The organism is Streptomyces gottesmaniae (assembly GCF_031845845.1).
Classification (GTDB): Bacteria; Actinomycetota; Actinomycetes; order Streptomycetales; family Streptomycetaceae; genus Streptomyces; species Streptomyces akebiae.
Map to the genome: position 1 here is coordinate 156171 of NZ_JAVRFJ010000015.1, position 16333 is coordinate 172503.

General features: G+C 70.4%; 12 protein-coding genes and 2 tRNA genes. 8 read left to right on the top strand and 6 right to left on the bottom strand.

The genetic code is table 11. The features are described from left to right. Positions 1 to 41: 41 nt before the first annotated feature. From ssgD to RM704_RS19000, 4 genes are all read left to right on the top strand, one after another. On the top strand, positions 42 to 458 hold the full coding sequence (gene ssgD / locus RM704_RS18985) for a spore wall synthesis regulator SsgD (RefSeq protein ID WP_033529611.1): 417 nt from the start codon (positions 42 to 44) through the stop codon (positions 456 to 458). A 345-nt stretch (positions 459 to 803) separates the two neighbouring features. Then, complete coding sequence (locus tag RM704_RS18990; protein ID WP_033529612.1) at positions 804 to 2435, top strand: ABC-F family ATP-binding cassette domain-containing protein; 1632 nt, start codon at positions 804 to 806, stop codon at positions 2433 to 2435. A gap of 171 nt (positions 2436 to 2606) precedes the next feature. Beyond that, positions 2607 to 3383 (top strand): dimethylargininase, encoded by a 777-nt coding sequence (ddaH, locus tag RM704_RS18995; protein ID WP_033529613.1) that lies wholly within the window; start codon positions 2607 to 2609, stop codon positions 3381 to 3383. A gap of 225 nt (positions 3384 to 3608) precedes the next feature. Continuing rightward, the gene (locus tag RM704_RS19000; RefSeq protein ID WP_033529614.1) at positions 3609 to 4586 is read left to right on the top strand and encodes an acyl-ACP desaturase; all 978 of its coding nucleotides are present in this window, start codon (positions 3609 to 3611) and stop codon (positions 4584 to 4586) included. A gap of 52 nt (positions 4587 to 4638) precedes the next feature. Here RM704_RS19000 and RM704_RS19005 read toward each other — a convergent pair. The 4 genes from RM704_RS19005 to RM704_RS19020 form a co-directional block, all read right to left on the bottom strand. Then, positions 4639 to 4711, bottom strand: a tRNA-Trp gene (locus RM704_RS19005). A gap of 28 nt (positions 4712 to 4739) precedes the next feature. Then, entirely contained in the window at positions 4740 to 6152 is a 1413-nt protein-coding gene (locus RM704_RS19010) for an SDR family NAD(P)-dependent oxidoreductase (protein WP_311590880.1), read from the bottom strand. A 116-nt stretch (positions 6153 to 6268) separates the two neighbouring features. After that, positions 6269 to 6340: transfer RNA gene (locus tag RM704_RS19015), tRNA-Asp, on the bottom strand. Positions 6341 to 6491: 151 nt separating this feature from the next. Beyond that, positions 6492 to 6740 (bottom strand): WhiB family transcriptional regulator, encoded by a 249-nt coding sequence (locus tag RM704_RS19020; RefSeq protein ID WP_052146248.1) that lies wholly within the window; start codon positions 6738 to 6740, stop codon positions 6492 to 6494. A gap of 231 nt (positions 6741 to 6971) precedes the next feature. On the opposite strand from RM704_RS19020, the gene RM704_RS19025 reads away from it, so the two are divergent. After that, on the top strand, positions 6972 to 7763 hold the full coding sequence (locus RM704_RS19025; RefSeq protein WP_033529616.1) for a VOC family protein: 792 nt from the start codon (positions 6972 to 6974) through the stop codon (positions 7761 to 7763). A gap of 202 nt (positions 7764 to 7965) precedes the next feature. Further along, entirely contained in the window at positions 7966 to 9183 is a 1218-nt protein-coding gene (locus RM704_RS19030) for a glycoside hydrolase family 64 protein (protein WP_033529617.1), read from the top strand. Positions 9184 to 9194: 11 nt separating this feature from the next. Here RM704_RS19030 and RM704_RS19035 read toward each other — a convergent pair whose 3' ends face one another. Then, positions 9195 to 10253 (bottom strand): LacI family DNA-binding transcriptional regulator, encoded by a 1059-nt coding sequence (locus RM704_RS19035; RefSeq protein WP_033529618.1) that lies wholly within the window; start codon positions 10251 to 10253, stop codon positions 9195 to 9197. 194 nt (positions 10254 to 10447) lie between these two features. Then, positions 10448 to 11455 (bottom strand): multicopper oxidase domain-containing protein, encoded by a 1008-nt coding sequence (locus RM704_RS19040; RefSeq protein ID WP_033529619.1) that lies wholly within the window; start codon positions 11453 to 11455, stop codon positions 10448 to 10450. 190 nt (positions 11456 to 11645) lie between these two features. Here RM704_RS19040 and RM704_RS19045 point away from each other — a divergent pair, with 190 nt between their 5' ends. Both RM704_RS19045 and RM704_RS19050 read left to right on the top strand, forming a co-directional pair. Then, complete coding sequence (locus RM704_RS19045) at positions 11646 to 14126, top strand: ThuA domain-containing protein (RefSeq protein ID WP_192829756.1); 2481 nt, start codon at positions 11646 to 11648, stop codon at positions 14124 to 14126. Next, on the top strand, positions 14126 to 16330 hold the full coding sequence (locus RM704_RS19050; RefSeq protein WP_192829757.1) for an OmpL47-type beta-barrel domain-containing protein: 2205 nt from the start codon (positions 14126 to 14128) through the stop codon (positions 16328 to 16330). The genes RM704_RS19045 and RM704_RS19050 overlap by 1 nt, the downstream gene beginning before the upstream one ends. Positions 16331 to 16333 lie beyond the last annotated feature (3 nt).

A 16333-nucleotide genomic window follows, 5' to 3' on the forward strand; every position in this document is an offset into this window, starting at 1 on the left:
GTCAACCGGAATCCGTCCACCCGTCACAAGGGAGCAAGGCGTTGTCCATCGTCATCGAGCAGCCCGTCGAGGCCCGTCTCGTCGCCGCCGCGCCGCGGATGCCGAGCATTCCCGCAACGCTCCACTACGACCGTCGCGATCCCTTCGCCGTCCGTATGACCTTCCCCGCCCCGGCCACGCTGGAGGGCGTCGAGGTCTGCTGGACCTTCGCCCGCGAACTGCTCGTCACCGGCATGGAGGACTCGGTCGGCTTCGGCGACGTACGGGTCCGCCCGTACGGCTACGACCGGCTGGTCCTGGAGTTCCACGCCCCCGAGGGCACGGCCGTGGTGCACGTCCACGCCGATGAGGTACGCCGCTTCCTGGAGCGTTCGATGGATCTGGTGCCGCTCGGCCTGGAACACCACCAGGTCGACCTGGACCACGACCTGGCGGAACTGATGCGCGACGCCTGCTGAGGCCACACCCCAGACGCCGCCCCGCTCCGCCGGGGGCGGCCGCTCCGGGTGCCGGCCCGGAAGCCGGTCGGGTCGTTAATCGCGTTGACACCCTTCCGGCCCCTCCGTACGTTGTTCCACGGTCCTGTTGCCGTCGATTGGAGAAGGACGTTGCTCGTCTGAGGTCCTGAGACACCGCGTCACACACCCCGCCGTATCCCGGCGCCCCTGTGTGCGTTGCGTGCGACCTCGGCGTACGAGCCGTCCCCTCGGCAGCGGGCTTTTCTCTTGCCCCCGCCGTATGTCGCCCTCGCGGTGTTTCGAACGCGTCGCCCCTGGCCGCTTCCCGCACCCGCGAGGTTCCTCATGTCTACTCCCCTTTCCCTCACCTGCGCCTCCCTGTCCTTCGCCTGGCCCGACGGCACCCCCGTCTTCGACGATCTGCAGATCGCGTTCGGCCCCGGCCTGACCGGGCTCGTCGGCGTCAACGGGTCCGGGAAATCAACCCTGTTGAAGCTGATGGCCGGTGAACTCACCCCGACCGACGGCACCGTCCGGGTGGCCGGCGAGGTCGGCTACCTCCCGCAGAACGTCACGCTCGACACCGGCCTGAAGGTCGACGAGGCGCTCGGTATCGCCACCGCCCGCGCCGCGCTGCACGCCATCGAGGCGGGCGACGTGGCCGAGGAGCACTTCGCGGCGGTCGGCGACGACTGGGACGTCGAGGAACGCGCACTGGCGACCCTCGGCCAACTCGGGCTGGGCCACGTCGACCTGGACCGCACCATCGGTGAGGTCTCGGGCGGCGAGTCGGTGCTGCTGCGGCTGGCCGCACTGCTGCTGCGCCGCCCGGACGTCCTCCTCCTGGACGAGCCGACCAACAACCTCGACCTGTACGCGCGGCGCCGGCTGTACGACGCGGTCGAGGCGTGGTCCGGGGTGATGGTCGTCGTCAGCCACGACCGCGAACTCCTGGACCTGGTCGACCAGATCGCCGATCTGCACTCCGGTGAGGTCACCTGGTACGGCGGCAACTACTCCGCGTACGAGGAGGCGCTCGCCACCGAACAGGAGGCGGCCGAGCGGATGGTCCGGGTCGCCGAGTCCGATCTGAAGAAGCAGAAGCGTGAACTCGTCGACGCACAGGTCAAGTTGGCCCGGCGCAAGAAGTTCGGGCAGAAGATGCAGGACCAGAAGCGGGTACCGAAGATCGTCGCGGGCGGGCGCAAGCGGGCGGCCCAGGAGTCCGCGGGCAAACACCGCATCCTGCACGAGGAGCGGCTCGCCGGGGCGAAGGAACGCCTCGACGAGGCGGTGGAGGCCGTACGGGACGAGGACGAGATCCGCGTCGAGCTGCCGTACACGGCCGTGCCGCCGGGCCGTGGCGTCCTCACCCTGCTGGACCTGGAACTGAAGTACGGCGCCCGGGTGAAGGGCGGCCTCGACCTGCGCGGCCCGGAGCGGATCGCCCTGGTCGGCCGCAACGGGTCGGGCAAGACCACGTTGCTGCGGACGATCGCCGGAGAGCTGGAGCCGGTGGCCGGCGAGACGACGGTCCATGTGCCGATGCGGTTCCTGCCGCAGCGCCTCGACGTCCTCGACGACGAGCTGACGGTCGCCGAGAACGTGGCCCGGTTCGCGCCGGACGCCACCAACAACCGGATCCGGGCGCGGCTGGCCCGCTTCCTGTTCCGAGGCGCCCGTGCCGACCAGCAGGCGGCCACGCTCTCCGGCGGGGAACGCTTCCGGGCCGCCCTCGCCGCCCTGATGCTCGCCGAGCCCGCCCCGCAGCTGCTGATGCTGGACGAGCCGACGAACAACCTCGACATGGCGAGCGTGCGGCAGCTGACGACCGCGCTGGAGGGGTACGAGGGCGCCCTGATCGTGGCCAGCCACGACCTGCCGTTCCTGGAGTCGATCGGGATCACCCGGTGGCTGCTGATGGAGGAGGGAGAGCTGCGGGCGACCACCCCGGAGGAGATCGGGACGGCGGACTGAGGCGGGCGGCCGGCGGGGGCGGCGACCGGGCACGCGGCTACCGCCGAGTATCTCAGGAGGGCCACAGCCTGCCCGCGGGGGTTTTGTCCTGGTGGGCCGGGACTGCATGATGGCGGACCGGCGTCGCTTCACGGACGCCGGAAAACCGTCGTTCGATTCGGAGTCACCCACGTGCCCAGCAAGAAGGCCCTCGTCCGCCGTCCCAGCCCCCGCCTGGCCGAAGGCCTCGTCACGCACGTCGAACGCACCGAGGTGGACGTCGACCTCGCGGTCGAGCAGTGGGAGGCGTACGGCGAAGCCCTGCGTGAACACGGCTGGGAGACGATCGAGGTGGACCCGGCCGACGACTGCCCGGACTCGGTGTTCGTCGAGGACACCGTCGTCATGTACAAGAACGTGGCGCTCATCGCGCGCCCCGGAGCCGAGTCCCGCCGGGACGAGACCGAGGGGATCGAGGAGGCCGTGGCCGCGCTCGGCTGCTCGGTGAACTGGGTCTGGGCCCCGGGCACGCTGGAGGGCGGTGACGTCCTCAAGGTCGGCGACACCGTGTTCGTGGGCCGGGGCGGGCGCACCAACGCGGCCGGGATCCAGCAGTTGCGGGCCGCGTTCGAGCCGCTCGGGGCGCGGGTGGTCTCCGCGCCGGTGAGCAAGGTGCTGCATCTGAAGTCGGCGGTCACGGCGCTGCCCGACGGCACGGTCGTCGGGCACATCCCGAAGATGGACACCCCGTCGCTGTTCGGGCGTTTCCTGCCGGTGCCGGAGGAGGCCGGGGCGCATGTCGTGCTCCTCGGCGGCGACAAGCTGCTGATGGCGGCGAGCGCGCCGAAGACGGCCGAGCTGTACTCCGACCTCGGCTATGAGCCCGTCATGGTCGACATCAGCGAGTTCGAGAAGCTCGAGGGCTGTGTGACATGCCTCTCGGTGCGGCTGCGCGGTCTGTACGCCTGACGGAGCGATCGCTTCGGCTCTTCGGCCCCGGGACCTGCTGGTCCTCGGGGCCTTCGGCATGCCGCCGATCGCTTCTGGGGAACCCGCTGATCAGCGGTCTTTACAGCACACTTAACCTACGGCATCGTAACCTACGGATTCGTAGCCTACGATGCCGTAGGTTCAGGTCGCCCGCCCGTGGCAGCACCGAACGTCCCGTTCCCTGTACGTCCCCCTGGAGCCTCTGTGTCGATCACTTCTCCCCACCTCGGCAGCCCGTCCGGCGAATGGACCGACGCGCGGCTGCTGTACGCCCTGGAGGAAGTCGTCGAGAAGGAACTCAACCGGCATCTGAAGGTCACCAAGGACTGGATGCCGCACGAGTACGTGCCGTGGAGCGACGGCCGTAACTTCCCCGGTTTCTTCGAGGACGGCGAGGCCTGGGAGAAGGGGCAGTCGAAGGTCTCGGAGGTGGGCCGGATCGCCCTCGTGGTGAACCTGCTGACCGAGGACAACCTGCCGAGCTACCACCACGAGATCGCCTCCCTCTTCGGCCGTGACGGCGCCTGGGGCACCTGGGTGCACCGCTGGACCGCGGAGGAGGGCCGGCACGGCATCGTGATGCGCGACTACCTGCTCGCCTCGCGCGCGGTGGACCCGGACAAGCTCGAAGAGTTCCGGATGTCCCACATGAGCGAGGGCTTCGAGTCGGACAACCGGCACTCGATGCTCCACACCGTCGCGTACGTCGCCTTCCAGGAGCTCGCCACCCGCGTCTCGCACCGCAACACCGGCCACCACTCCGGTGACCCCGTGTGCGACCGCATGCTGGCGCGCATCGCGACCGACGAGAACCTGCACATGATCTTCTACCGGAACCTGCTGAAGGCCGCGTTCGAGTTCGCTCCCGACCTCACCATGCAGGCCGTCCGGGACGTCGTCGTGAACTTCCGGATGCCCGGCCACGGCATGCCCGGCTTCGAGCGCGCCGCCGCGCAGATGGCCATCGGCGAGGTCTACAACATGCGCATCCACCACGACGACGTCCTCGCGCCCGTCATCCGCTTCCTGAAGATCATGGAGATCGACGGCCTCGGCCCCGAGGGCATGAAGGCACAGGAGGAGCTCGGTCTCTACATGGGCGGGCTCGACGCGGAGGCCCGCAAGTTCGACGAGAAGCTGGCCGCGCGCAAGGCACGGATGGCGGCGCGCGCCGGGGCGTGACAGCCGCGCGCCGCGAGTGTTGCGCGGCGCGGGGGGCATGCGGCGCAGGGGGGCGGGGCGGCTGGATTCGAACCAGCGTGTTCCGGTTTTGGAGACCGGCGCGCCTGCCTCTGCGCTACGCCCCGCCCTTGGACGCGAGCCTAGCCAGTTCCCTCACCACTCCGCCTCCCGATAGTCCTTGAGGAACACTCCCGAGACCGGGTCGCCCGCCTCGCCGCGCACGATCGGGTCGTAGACACGGGCCGCGCCGTCGACGATGTCGAGCGGGGTGCGGAAGCCGGCGCCGGCCATGCGGTGTTTCTTGGGGGCGGGGTTCTCGTCGGTGATCCACCCGGTGTCGACGGCGCACATGTGGACGCCCTGGTCCGCCAGTTCAGCGGCGCTGGTGCGGGTGAGCATGTTGAGGGCGGCCTTGGCCATGTTGGTGTGCGGATGCCCGGCCGTCTTGTTGCGCACGGCGAAACGGCCCTCGACGGCGGTCACGTTGACCACGTAACGGCGGGGGCGTGGAGAAGCGAGCAGCAGCGGCAGCAGGCGGTCGCAGAGGAGCGCCGGGGCGAGGGAGTTGACCAGCTGGGTCTCCAGGACCTCCGCGGGGTCGAGCTCCCCCAGCCGCGCCGACCAGGAGTTCTCCGGGGCGGGGTCGGGCAGCAGCCCGGCCTCGTCGGCCTCGCGCAATACGACGGGCAGGGTGGCGGCCCCGGCCCTCAGCATCCGCATCGGCGTGAACCCCGGTGCCTGCCGCGCCCCTTCGGGCAGGGCGTCGTACTCCCCGGCGGCCAGCAGCGCGTACGACTCCGGCGGCCGCCGTACCGTCTGGGCCGCGTTGTTGACCAGGATGTCGAGCGGCTCGCCCTCCTGCCTCAACTGCTCGCACAGGCCCAGTACTTGGCGCGGGTCCCGCAGGTCCACGGCGACGACGGTCAGCCGGTCGAGCCACTTCGCGCTGCCGGGCTCGGCGCGGAAGCGGCGCACGGTGTCGTGCGGGAAGCGGCTGGTGACGAGCAGTTCGGCGCCGTCGCGCAGCATCATCAGCGCCAGCTGGAAGCCGATCTTCACCCGGCCGCCGGTGAGCACAGCGCGGCGCCCGCTCAGATCGGTGCCGAGGGCGCGGCGGGCGGTGTTCTCGGCGGCGCAGTCCGGGCACAGCCGGTGGTAGAACGGGTCGACGTGTCGATAGGACGTCTTGCAGACATAGCAGTGACGCGACTTCAGAAGGACTCCCCCACCGCCCGCCGCCCGCTCCGGCAGCGGGGCGTCCTCGCGCCGGTCCAGGGCTCCGGTGGCTGTCGCGGCCATCACGGCGGCGTCCGCGGCGGACTTCCGGGCGCTGAGCGCTTTACGGCGCCGCTTCCAACCGTCGCGCGCGAAGGACGCGGCGACCCGCTCGGCCCGTAGCCGCACGGGGTCGTCGACGGGCAGCGCCCGCAGCCGGCCGACCGTACGGTGGAAGGCCGCCAGTTCGTCCTCGGTGATGCCGCCGTCCTCGGTGACGCAGCCGTCCTCGGTGACGCAGCCGTCCTCGGTGACGCAGCCGTCGTCGGTGATGCCGCCGTCGTCGCTCATGAGTGCCCCGCCCCCGTGTGTCCCGTGCCATGTCGCGGCTGCTCCGCCGGCCCACGCGGCCTTCGGAGCAGCAAACGCCATGCGTCGGGCGCGCGGTGCGCCACCGTGGAGAGCGGTCCGGACGACCGGATTCGAACCGGCGTTTCCGCCCTGACAAGGCGGTGCGCCTGCCTCTGCGCTACGTCCGGACCGCGTCCCCGGATCCTATGCGCCTGCTCCGGCAGCCGCCCACCGATTTACGACCGGACCGGAGGGCCGACGATCCGACCGATCCGACACCGAACATGCCTGCGGAGCCGGGGTGTTCGCCACCGTGGGACCTGTGCGCCACAGGCCCGGTCAGCCGTTGTCGCTGCGCCGGAGCCGCAGTCTCTCCTTCTCGGAGAGTCCGCCCCAGACGCCGAACCGTTCGTCGTTGGACAGCGCGTACTCGAGACATGCGGTACGCATCTCGCACATGCCGCAGATGCGCTTCGCCTCACGCACCGAGCTGCCGGGCTCGGGAAAGAAGAAGTCTGCCCCCGTCTGCGCACACAGCGCCCGCTCCTGCCAGGCACGGTCGATCGGGGTGATCGTGTCGTTGTGCATGCACGGCATCGTGCCGGGCACCGAAAAACGTTCGATCAACGTGCCATCAACACGATGCTCCCGGCCTCCATGGTCCCCTCGTCCACCGGGGTGACACACGGCGGCGCACGGGAGGGGCGCGCATCTCTTTCCGCGGCGCGTCCGGCCGATGCGCGGGCGGTCACGCGTGGGCGGTGCCAGACTCGGCAGTGCGGCAACGGACCCCTCGGACCTCTTCAGAGGAGCGCAGCCATGCTCACCACCCGCTCTGTCACCGGCGCCCCGAACTGGATCGACCTCGGCACCCCCGACATCGAGGGCGCAGCTTCCTTCTACCGGCACCTCTTCGGCTGGCAGTTCGAGTCGGCCGGCCCCGAGATGGGCGGGTACGGGTTCTTCCGGCTCGACGGCCGTACCGCCGCCGCCGGTATGCAGAACCCGCCGGAGCAGGGCCCGCCGTCCTGGAACATCTACTTCCGGACCCCGGACGCCGACGCCACGGCCAAGGCGGTCGAACAGGCCCACGGCTCCGTGCTGATGCGGCCCATGGACGTGGCGGACGAGGGCCGGATGGCGATCCTCGCCGACCGGGCGGGGGTGCCCTTCGGTGTGTGGCAGCCCCAGCGCATCACCGGGCTGGATGTCGTCATGGACCCGGGCGCGCTGTGCTGGCTGGAGCTGTACACGCCGGATCTGCCCGCGGCGGCCGGGTTCTTCAACTCCGTGTTCGGCTGGGAGACCTCCGCGATCGACATCGCCGGCGGCAGCTACACCTGTGTGAACCCGGCGGGCACCGAGCCGGAGTCGATGTTCGCCGGCATCGTGCCGCTCGACGAGGACCCGAGCGAGGCGGGGTCCGGACCGTACTGGCTGCCGTACTTCGAGGTCCCGGACACGGACGCGGCGGTGAGCAGGGCGCTGGAGCGCGGCGGGGGTGTCCGGCTGCCCGCCACCGACCTCCCGGGGGCGGGGCGCTTCGCCAAGCTCACCGACCCGTACGGGGCCCGGTTCGCGGTGATCAGGAGCGAACAGCCGCAGGGTTAGCGCCCTCGGCGTCCTCACCATCCTCGGCACAGGGGCCCCGAACACCGTTCGACTTGTCGTCACCTCATGAACCCACCCGCCTTCTTGAGAGCGCTCTCAGTCATAAGTCTTGACGGCTCAACTTCCCCTGGGAACAGTGGGGGAACCACAGCAGGGGCCCCGTCCGCTGTGCCTCCACTCCCCCACGTCCCAGGAGGCCATCGTGATCTCCCGCCGTACGTTCCTGTCCACGACCGCTGCCGCGGTCGGCGCCACCGCCGTCGGAGGTGCCCTCGGCGCTCCCGCCCACGCTGCGCCCGCGACCTGTCAACTCGCCCTCCGCAACGCCTCGTTGCCGGGTACGGTCCGGGCGTACGTCACCGGTCACGAGCAGTCGACGGGCGCCTGGGTGCTGCTGCGGGCCGACGGGAGCGTCTACCGGCCGACCTCGCCCTCGGCACCCCAGACGCCCCTGCCCGTCGACTGTGCGATCCCGCTCGGCGCGGCGGGCTCGGCACCCAAGGTGCTGACGCTTCCCCAGATGTTCGGCGCGCGCGTCTACTTCGTACGGGACAGCACCCTGGAGTTCTTCCTCAACCCGGGCCCCGCGCTGGTCGAGCCCGCCTTCGCGACACCCGCCGACGCCAACTACGGCAAGACGTGGTCGTTCTGCGAGTTCACGTTCAACACCACCCAACTCTTCGCCAACATCAGCTATGTCGACCTGGTGACGGCCCTGCCGATCGGGCTGACCCTGGAAGGCGACGGCACGCACACGGTCGCCCCGCTGCCCAACGGGGCGGTGGACCGGATCGCCGCGGATCTGGTGGCGCAGTCGGCGCGGGACGGTCAGCCCTGGGACCGGCTCGTCATCCGGGGCGGTGACGGCAGGGTGCTGCGGGTCATCTCACCGCAGAACCTGATGGCGCCGTACTTCGACCGGCCGGACCAGATGCCGTTCCGCGCCTACTGGGCCTCCTACATCGACCAGGTGTGGGCCAAGTACCGGTCGACGGACCTGAGGATCGACCTCCAGGGCGGTCGGGGCGTCCTGGCGGGGCGGGTCTCGGGCGACACCCTCACCTTCGCCGGCGGCCACTCCTTCGCGAAGCCCACCTCGAAGGACATCTTCACCTGCAACCACGGACCGTTCACCAACAACCCCGGTGACCCCGACGACAAGAAGGCCCTCCTCGCCCGTCTCGCGGCCGGCTTCAACCGCTCGATCATGCTCACCCACCCCACCCAGCCGAACGGCGCGACGGCGGCCGACTACTACCGGGGGACGGTGACGAACCACTGGTCACGCGTGGTGCACGCCAACTCGCCCATCGGGTACGCCTTTCCGTACGACGACGTGCGGCCCGACGGGCAGCCCGACGTGTCGGGCGCGGCCCACGACGGCAATCCGCGCCGGTTCACGGTGACGGTGGGCGCCTGAGCGCTCGGCCGCTAGGCGGAGGCGCGTCGTACCAGGGTGGTCGGCAGGACCACCCTGGACGGCGTGCCCGCCAGGCCCTGATCGCCCTGCTCGCCGGGGGCTCGCCGTTCGAGGCCCCGGAGCAGGAGCCGGGCCATCAGACGCCCCATCTCCTCTATGTCCTGACGGACCGTCGTCAACGGAGGGTCGGACTGCTCGGCCACCGGCAGCATGTCGTCGAAGCCCACCACGGCGACGTCCTCGGGAACCCGTCGCCCGAGTTCCCGCAGCACCCGCAGCGCGCCGGACGCGGACACGTCGTTGGCGGCGAACACCGCGTCCAACTCGGGGCAGCGGCCGAGCAGTTCCCGCATCGCCCGCTCCCCGCCCGCCGGGGTGAAGTCGCCCTCCACGATCAGCCGGGGGTCGGCGTCCACCATGACGTCCCGGAACCCGTCGAGCCGGTCCACGGCGGAGGTCTGGTCGAGGGGCCCGGTGATGTGGGCGATCCGGGTGCGGCCGAGGCCGACGAGATGGCGCACGGCGTCCCGCGCGCCGCCCCGGTTGTCGCTGTCGACGTACACGGTGGTCGCGTCGCCGCGCATGCCGTCGGCCCAGCCGGGACGGCCGCCGAACACGGTGGGTACGCCCGCGCCCTGGATCAGCGCGGGCAGCGGATCGTCGAGGTGCAGCGAGAACACGAGTGCCCCGTCGACGTGTCCGCCGGCCAGATACCGTCCCACCCGGGCGTAGTCCTCGGGTCCTTCGGTGAGCAGCAGCACGAGCTGTGAGTCGTGCGCGGTCAGCTCCTTGCTGATGCCGCGCAGTTGCAGGGCGAAGAAGGGGTCGGCGAAGACCCTGGTCTCCGGCTCGGCGATCACCACGGCCACGGCGTCGTGCCGCCGGGTGACGAGGCTGCGGGCCGCCTGGTTGGGCACGTACCCGAGTTCCTCGACCGCTTTCCGCACCCGCTCGACCAGGGGCTCCCGAACGCCCTCGCCCCCGTTGACGACCCGCGACACCGTCGCCCTGGACACCCCGGCCCGCGCGGCCACGGCCTCCAACGTGGGACGCGACGCTGTCTCGGTCACTGCGGAACACTCCTCGGGGGCGGCTCCGCTCAGGATAGCCCTGGCGGAGAGCCCTCCGAGAGCGCTCCCCGGAGCCCGGCCGGGACGTTCACGGCGGCCTGCTCCGTACCGCGATCGACGAGGTGGCCGAGGTCGTCGGGCGGCGGGACACGGCCGTGCGGGCGCGGACCGGACCGTCTTCCCCTCCCTGACGCTCAGTGAGCGTGGGACGCCCCGGACCCCTTGGTGGTGTGGGGCTCGTGCGGCTCGTACCCCGGGATCGTCCCGTCCGTCCTGCGCACCAGGAACAGGCCCACCATGCCCATGTCGGAGTGGCTCTGGACATGGCAGTGGTACATCCAGGCGCCCGCTCCCACCCCTTCGCCCGCGACGACCTGGAAGCCGAAGGAGTCGGCGGGGCCGACGATCTTGTTGTCGACGACCTGACTGGGGTCGTCGGGGCCGGTCAGCATGCCGGTGCGATTGTCGGCCCAGCGGTGACCGTGCAGGTGGAAGGTGTGGTAGTACTCGCCGTGCGTGATGACGACGAACTCGACCCGGTCGCCCACGGTCGCGTCGAAGTTGGGGCCCGAGTGCGCGGGCTTGTTGTTGATCAGCAGGTCGTTGAAGACGACGGTGACGGTCTTGTCGGGCAGCACGTCGCCCTTGCGGCGGACGATGACGGGACCGTAGAGACCCTTGCGGACGCCGACCGTGCCGTGTTCGGTGCCGACGACATGGTCGTGGTAGTGCCAGTAACCGGCGCTGCCCGCACGCCAGGTGCCGTCCTTGCGGAGGCCGGGGGCGTGGGTGCGCCAGGTGTAGGTGCGGGTGCCTCCGGGTTCGACGTCGCTCCGGCTCAGTCTGGTGCCGTCGCTGGAGATCTCGTAGTCCAGGCCGTGGACGTGGAGGCTCGCCGCCACGTCCATCGTGTTCTCGAACTCGATGTGCACGGTGTCGCCCTCGTTGAGCTCGATCAGTGGGCCCGGTATCGAGGCCTTGCCCTTCTCGAAGCCGTAGCCCATCTGCCCGTCGGGCAGCTTCTCGGCGTACATCTTGAGGTGCCGGACCTCGCCGCCCGCCGGGGCCGTCCTCGCCTGCGTGGCGGCGCTCGCGGCCCCGGAGGTGCCGACGGTCTCGATGGCCACGGACAACGATGTCGCGGCGGCCGCGCCACCCAGCAGCATCCGCCGGTTGAACCCTCGTCTGTCCATCCCGTCCATGCGGAACTCCCCACGCTGATAAGGATCTTGCGGAGACGCATCTGTGATCAACCTGTGAGACGGTAGCGGCCGCGCGACGGTTTATCCACACCCAGGACAAAGTTCGGACCATTCCGGTCATAGCCCTTGGCGAGTCGCGCCGAAGAGGGCTAGCTTCCTTGGCGCTGTTGCTGTGACCGAGGAGGTGCCCATGTACTTACGAGGGTTGAGCGACGCGAAGAGACGGGCCTGGGCGGCCACCCTGACCGCCTCGGTCGTCACCGCGGGACTTCTGTCGGGCCCCGCGGCCCAGGCGCGACCGGCGCCGGAACCACCGCTGACAACGATGTCGATCAAGTCGCCGCCGGGCGGCTCCGGCCCGCAGGTGCTGATCTTCCACGGCTCCGCGGCGGCCGGGGACGAGTCCCCCGTCGTGAACGCCGGGATCGAGGCGATCGAACGGATCGGGCTGTCCGGCCCGGCCGCCGAGCGGTTCGGGGTCGTGGCCACCGACGACGCCTCCGTCTTCACCGACGAGACCCGCCTGAGCGGCTTCAACGCCGTCGTCTTCCTGACCGGCGGTGGTGACGTCCTGGATCCCGAGCAGGAGGCGGGACTCGAAACCTATATGGAGGCGGGCGGCGGTTTCGTGGGCGTCCACGACGCGGCCCGCGCCGAACCGTACTCCGACTGGTTCACCGGTCTGATCGGCGCCCGGCCGGCCGCGTCCAGCCCGACGACCGTGCAGCGGGCGACGGTCGAGGTCGGTGACCGGCGGCACCCGGCCACCAAGGACCTGCCGGTGCAGTGGAAGCGGCCCGACAAGTGGCTCAACTGGACGAAGAACCCATCGGGTTCCGTGCACACCGTGGCCCGGGTGCGCGAATCGACGTACCAGCCTGGTGGCGGCGCGGGCGGCTGGGACCATCCGGTGAGTTGGTGTCGAGACTACGACGGCGGCCGCTCCTTCTACACAGGCATGGGCGGGACCGCTTCCGCGTACGACGAGGCCGATTTCCGTACCCATCTGCGCGGCGCCCTGCTGTGGACGTCCCGCCTGGTCCGGGCCGACTGCAAGGCGACGATCACCGCCAACTACAAGGCGGAGCGGCTGACCCAGCCCAACCAGCCGGGGCAGAACGACCAGATCGGTGAACCGCACGGCCTGGTCACCGCACCCGACGGACGGGTGCTGTACATCGGCCGGGGCGGCGCGGACTCCTCCCAGCCCGTCGTCACCGACTGGAACAACCCCGACATCGGCAAGGGCAAGGGCGAGGTCCACGTCTACGACCCGAGGACGAAGAAGGTCACGCTCGCGGGCGCCCTCACCGTCTTCGGCAACAAGGGCGGCGGCGACGAGCTGATCAAGGTCGAAGAGGGCCTGCTGGGGCTCGAGTTGGACCCCGGCTTCCAGCAGAACGGCTGGGTGTACCTGCACTACACGCCGCACTCGCGGATCGACCGTGACACCCGAATGGCCGAGCGCCGCGTCTCGCGCTTCACCCTCGACCTCGCGAGCAACAAACTCGACCTGAGCAGCGAGAAGGTACTGCTCACGTGGCCGGTGCAGATCCACAGTTGCTGTCACGCGGGCGGCGGGATGACCTGGGACTCGAAGGGCAACCTGTACATCGCGACCGGCGACAACAACTCCAGCGGCTTCAGCGCCGGTTACTCGGGCAACAACCCCGAACCGAACTACAAGGGCGTCTCCTTCGCCGACGCGCGCCGCACCGCCGGCAACACCAACAACCTCAACGGCAAGATCCTCCGCATCCACCCGGAGCCGGACGGCACCTACACCCTGCCCCCGGGGAACCTCTTCACCGGCAAGGAGACCGCCGAGGGCGGCGGCAAGACCCGCGGCGAGATCTATGTGATGGGGGTCAGGAACCCCGCCCGCATCTTCGTCGACCGGCAGACCGACGTCCTCTACGCCGGCTGGGTCGGCCCGGACGCCTCGACACCCTCCACGACCTGGGGCCCGGCCAAGTACGACACCTTCGCCGCCATCACCGAGGCGGGCAACCGGGGTTGGCCGTACTGCATGGGCAACAAGCAGCCCTACCGGGACCGCAACCTGCCGGACCCCTCGAAGCCGCTCGGCTGGTACGACTGCGACCACCCGAAGAACGAGTCCCCGAACAACGACGGGCTCGTCAACCTGCCCCCGGTGACCGGCAACAACATCTGGTACTCACCGCAGGGCGGCGCCCCCGACTTCCCCCGGGACGCGAGCGGCATCCCCTCGTACAAGAACGAGGAGGCCACGTATCTGCTGCCGTGGCTCAAGGGCGGCGGTCAGGCGACCATGAACGGGCCGGTCTACCGGTACGCCGCGTCCGGCGACGACTCCGGCCGCTGGCCGGCCTACTGGGACGGCAAGTGGTTCGTCGGCGACTTCTACGACGCCGACCAGCCGCGCCACGCGGTGGTCATGGACCCGAAGAACCAGGGCAACGGCGGACTGCCGGTCCACGCGGAGTCCCTGAAGAAGATCGTGCCGGTCGGGGCCGACGGCATCAGGAACCTCATGGACTGGAAGTTCGGTCCGGACGGCGCGCTGTACGTCCTCGACTACGGACGCGGCTTCTTCACCTCGGACGCCAAGTCGGCGTTGTGGCGCGTCACCTACACGGGCGGCGGCCCGACCCCGGCGGCCGACGAGCTGGCGAGGAAGGCGGAGTGATGCGGGAAAGACGTTTGTGGGCGGCCCTGCTGGCGGCCCTGCTGATGGTCCTCGGGCTCACGTCGACGCCCGCCTCCGGCCGTACGGACGGGGCGCGGGAGAAGGCCGCCGCCCAGGTGCTGACCTGGACCGCCGGTGACGACATCACCAAGTACCTGACCGCGCCGCAGACCGCGGTGGCGGGTCCGGCCACCCTGGTGTTCGAGAACAGCAAGGCGACCGGCAACACCATGGGGATGCCGCACACGTTGACGTTCGACGTCTCCGACCCGGAGTACAACAACGACGTGCCGCTCAACATCCTGGCCAACCCCGGCGACGACCAGGGCGGCCGGCACACCGCCGAGGTCACGCTCACCCCCGGCCGCTACCGCTACTACTGCACGATCCCCGGGCACGGCCAGATGCAGGGCATCCTCGTGGTGACCGAGGGCACGGGCGAGGACACCACCGCGCCGGAGACCTCGGCGAAGGTCACAGGGACCCAGAACAGCGAGGGCGCGTACGTCGGTTCGGCGTCCGTGGCGGTGAGCGCGAGCGACCCGGGCGGCTCGGGTGTCGAGCGGATCGAGTACGCCGTCGGTGACGCCGGCGCCTGGCTTCCGTACACCACCCCCGTGGTGGTCGACCAGGTCGGCACGCACAAGGTCCGCTACCGCGCGGTCGACAGGGCGGGCAACACGGCGGCCGAGAAGAGCGTCGGGTTCACCGTCGTCGCCCCGCCGACCGACGACACGACCGCGCCGGAGACCTCGGCGACGGTGGCCGGCGAGAAGAACCCCCAGGGCGACTACGTGGCCATGGCGACGGTCACCGTCACCGCGTCGGACACCGGGTCGGGGGTCAACACCATCGAGTACGCCCTCGGCGACTCGGGGGCCTGGCAGACGTACACGGCGCCCGTGATGGTGCACGAGGTCGGCACGCACAAGGTGCGGTACCGGGCCACGGACAAGGCGGGCAACGTCGCCGCCGAGAAGAGCGTCGGCTTCACCGTCGTCGCCCCGCCCGTCGACGACACCACGCCGCCGGTGACGGGCGTGACCGTCGAGGGCGAACGGAACTCCGCCGGCGCGTACCTGAAGAGCGCCGAGGTCACCGTCAGCGCCACGGACCACGGCGGCTCGGGCGTCGCCACCGTCGAGTACTCGCTGGACGGCGGCCCCTATCTCGCCTACACCGCACCCGTGGTGGTCGACCGGGCGGGCACCCACACGGTCGCGTACCGGGCGAGCGACAAGGCGGGCAACACGGCCGCCGCGCGCTCGGTCAGCTTCACCGTCGTGGCGGGCGGTGGGGTTCCCGCGCCCAACTGCGCCGAGTACGACGAGAGGTTGACGGTCTTCGTCGGCACGGTCGACTCGGGGGTGCCGAACCGGGTCACGAACAACCGGTGCCGGATCAACGAGTTGATCGAGGACGAGAAGGAGTGGACGTCCCACGCGCTGTTCCTGAAGCACGTGGACACCGTCCTCGACAAGCTGTTCCGGGAAGGGGTCGTCGACCTGCGCGAGTACACGGCCGTGCAGGACGCGGCGGAGGAGTCCGGCATCGGCAGGCCCGGCCAGACGGAGGGCTACCGCACGATCCTGGACGGCACGGCCGAGTCGTTCGCCAAGTGGCAGCAGGTGGGCGGCGGTTCGTTCGGGCTGAACACCGACGGCTCGATCACCTCCGGGACGACGAGGGCGGGGCTCGGCATGCTGTGGTTCCCCGAGCGGAAGTACGGCGACTTCTCGCTGCGCCTGCAGTGGCGTGACGACGCGCCCGGCACGTCGAACGCCAACTCCGGTGTGTTCGTGCGCTTCCCCTCGGCCCACGACCATCCGGAGGAGTCGCGGCCGGAGTGGGTGGCCATCAAGTACGGCCATGAGGTGCAGGTCCTCGACCGGCCCGACGGCGACATGTACAAGACGGGGTCGGTCTACGGCTTCGACCGGGTGGGGCTCGCCGGGGCGGGCGTCACCCAGAAGGGCACCTGGAACGACTACGAGATCAGGGTGGTCGACCAGCACTACTCGGTCTACCGCAACGGCGTCCTGATCAACGAGTTCGACAACATCGGCGGCCAGGACTTCACCCCGCCCCGCTCGGACGACCCGGGCACGGACGGGCGGCGGTTCGCCTCCGGCTACATCGGGCTCCAGGTGCACGGCACGACGGATGTCGTCTCCTACCGGGACATCCGGATCAAGGAACTGTAGGGA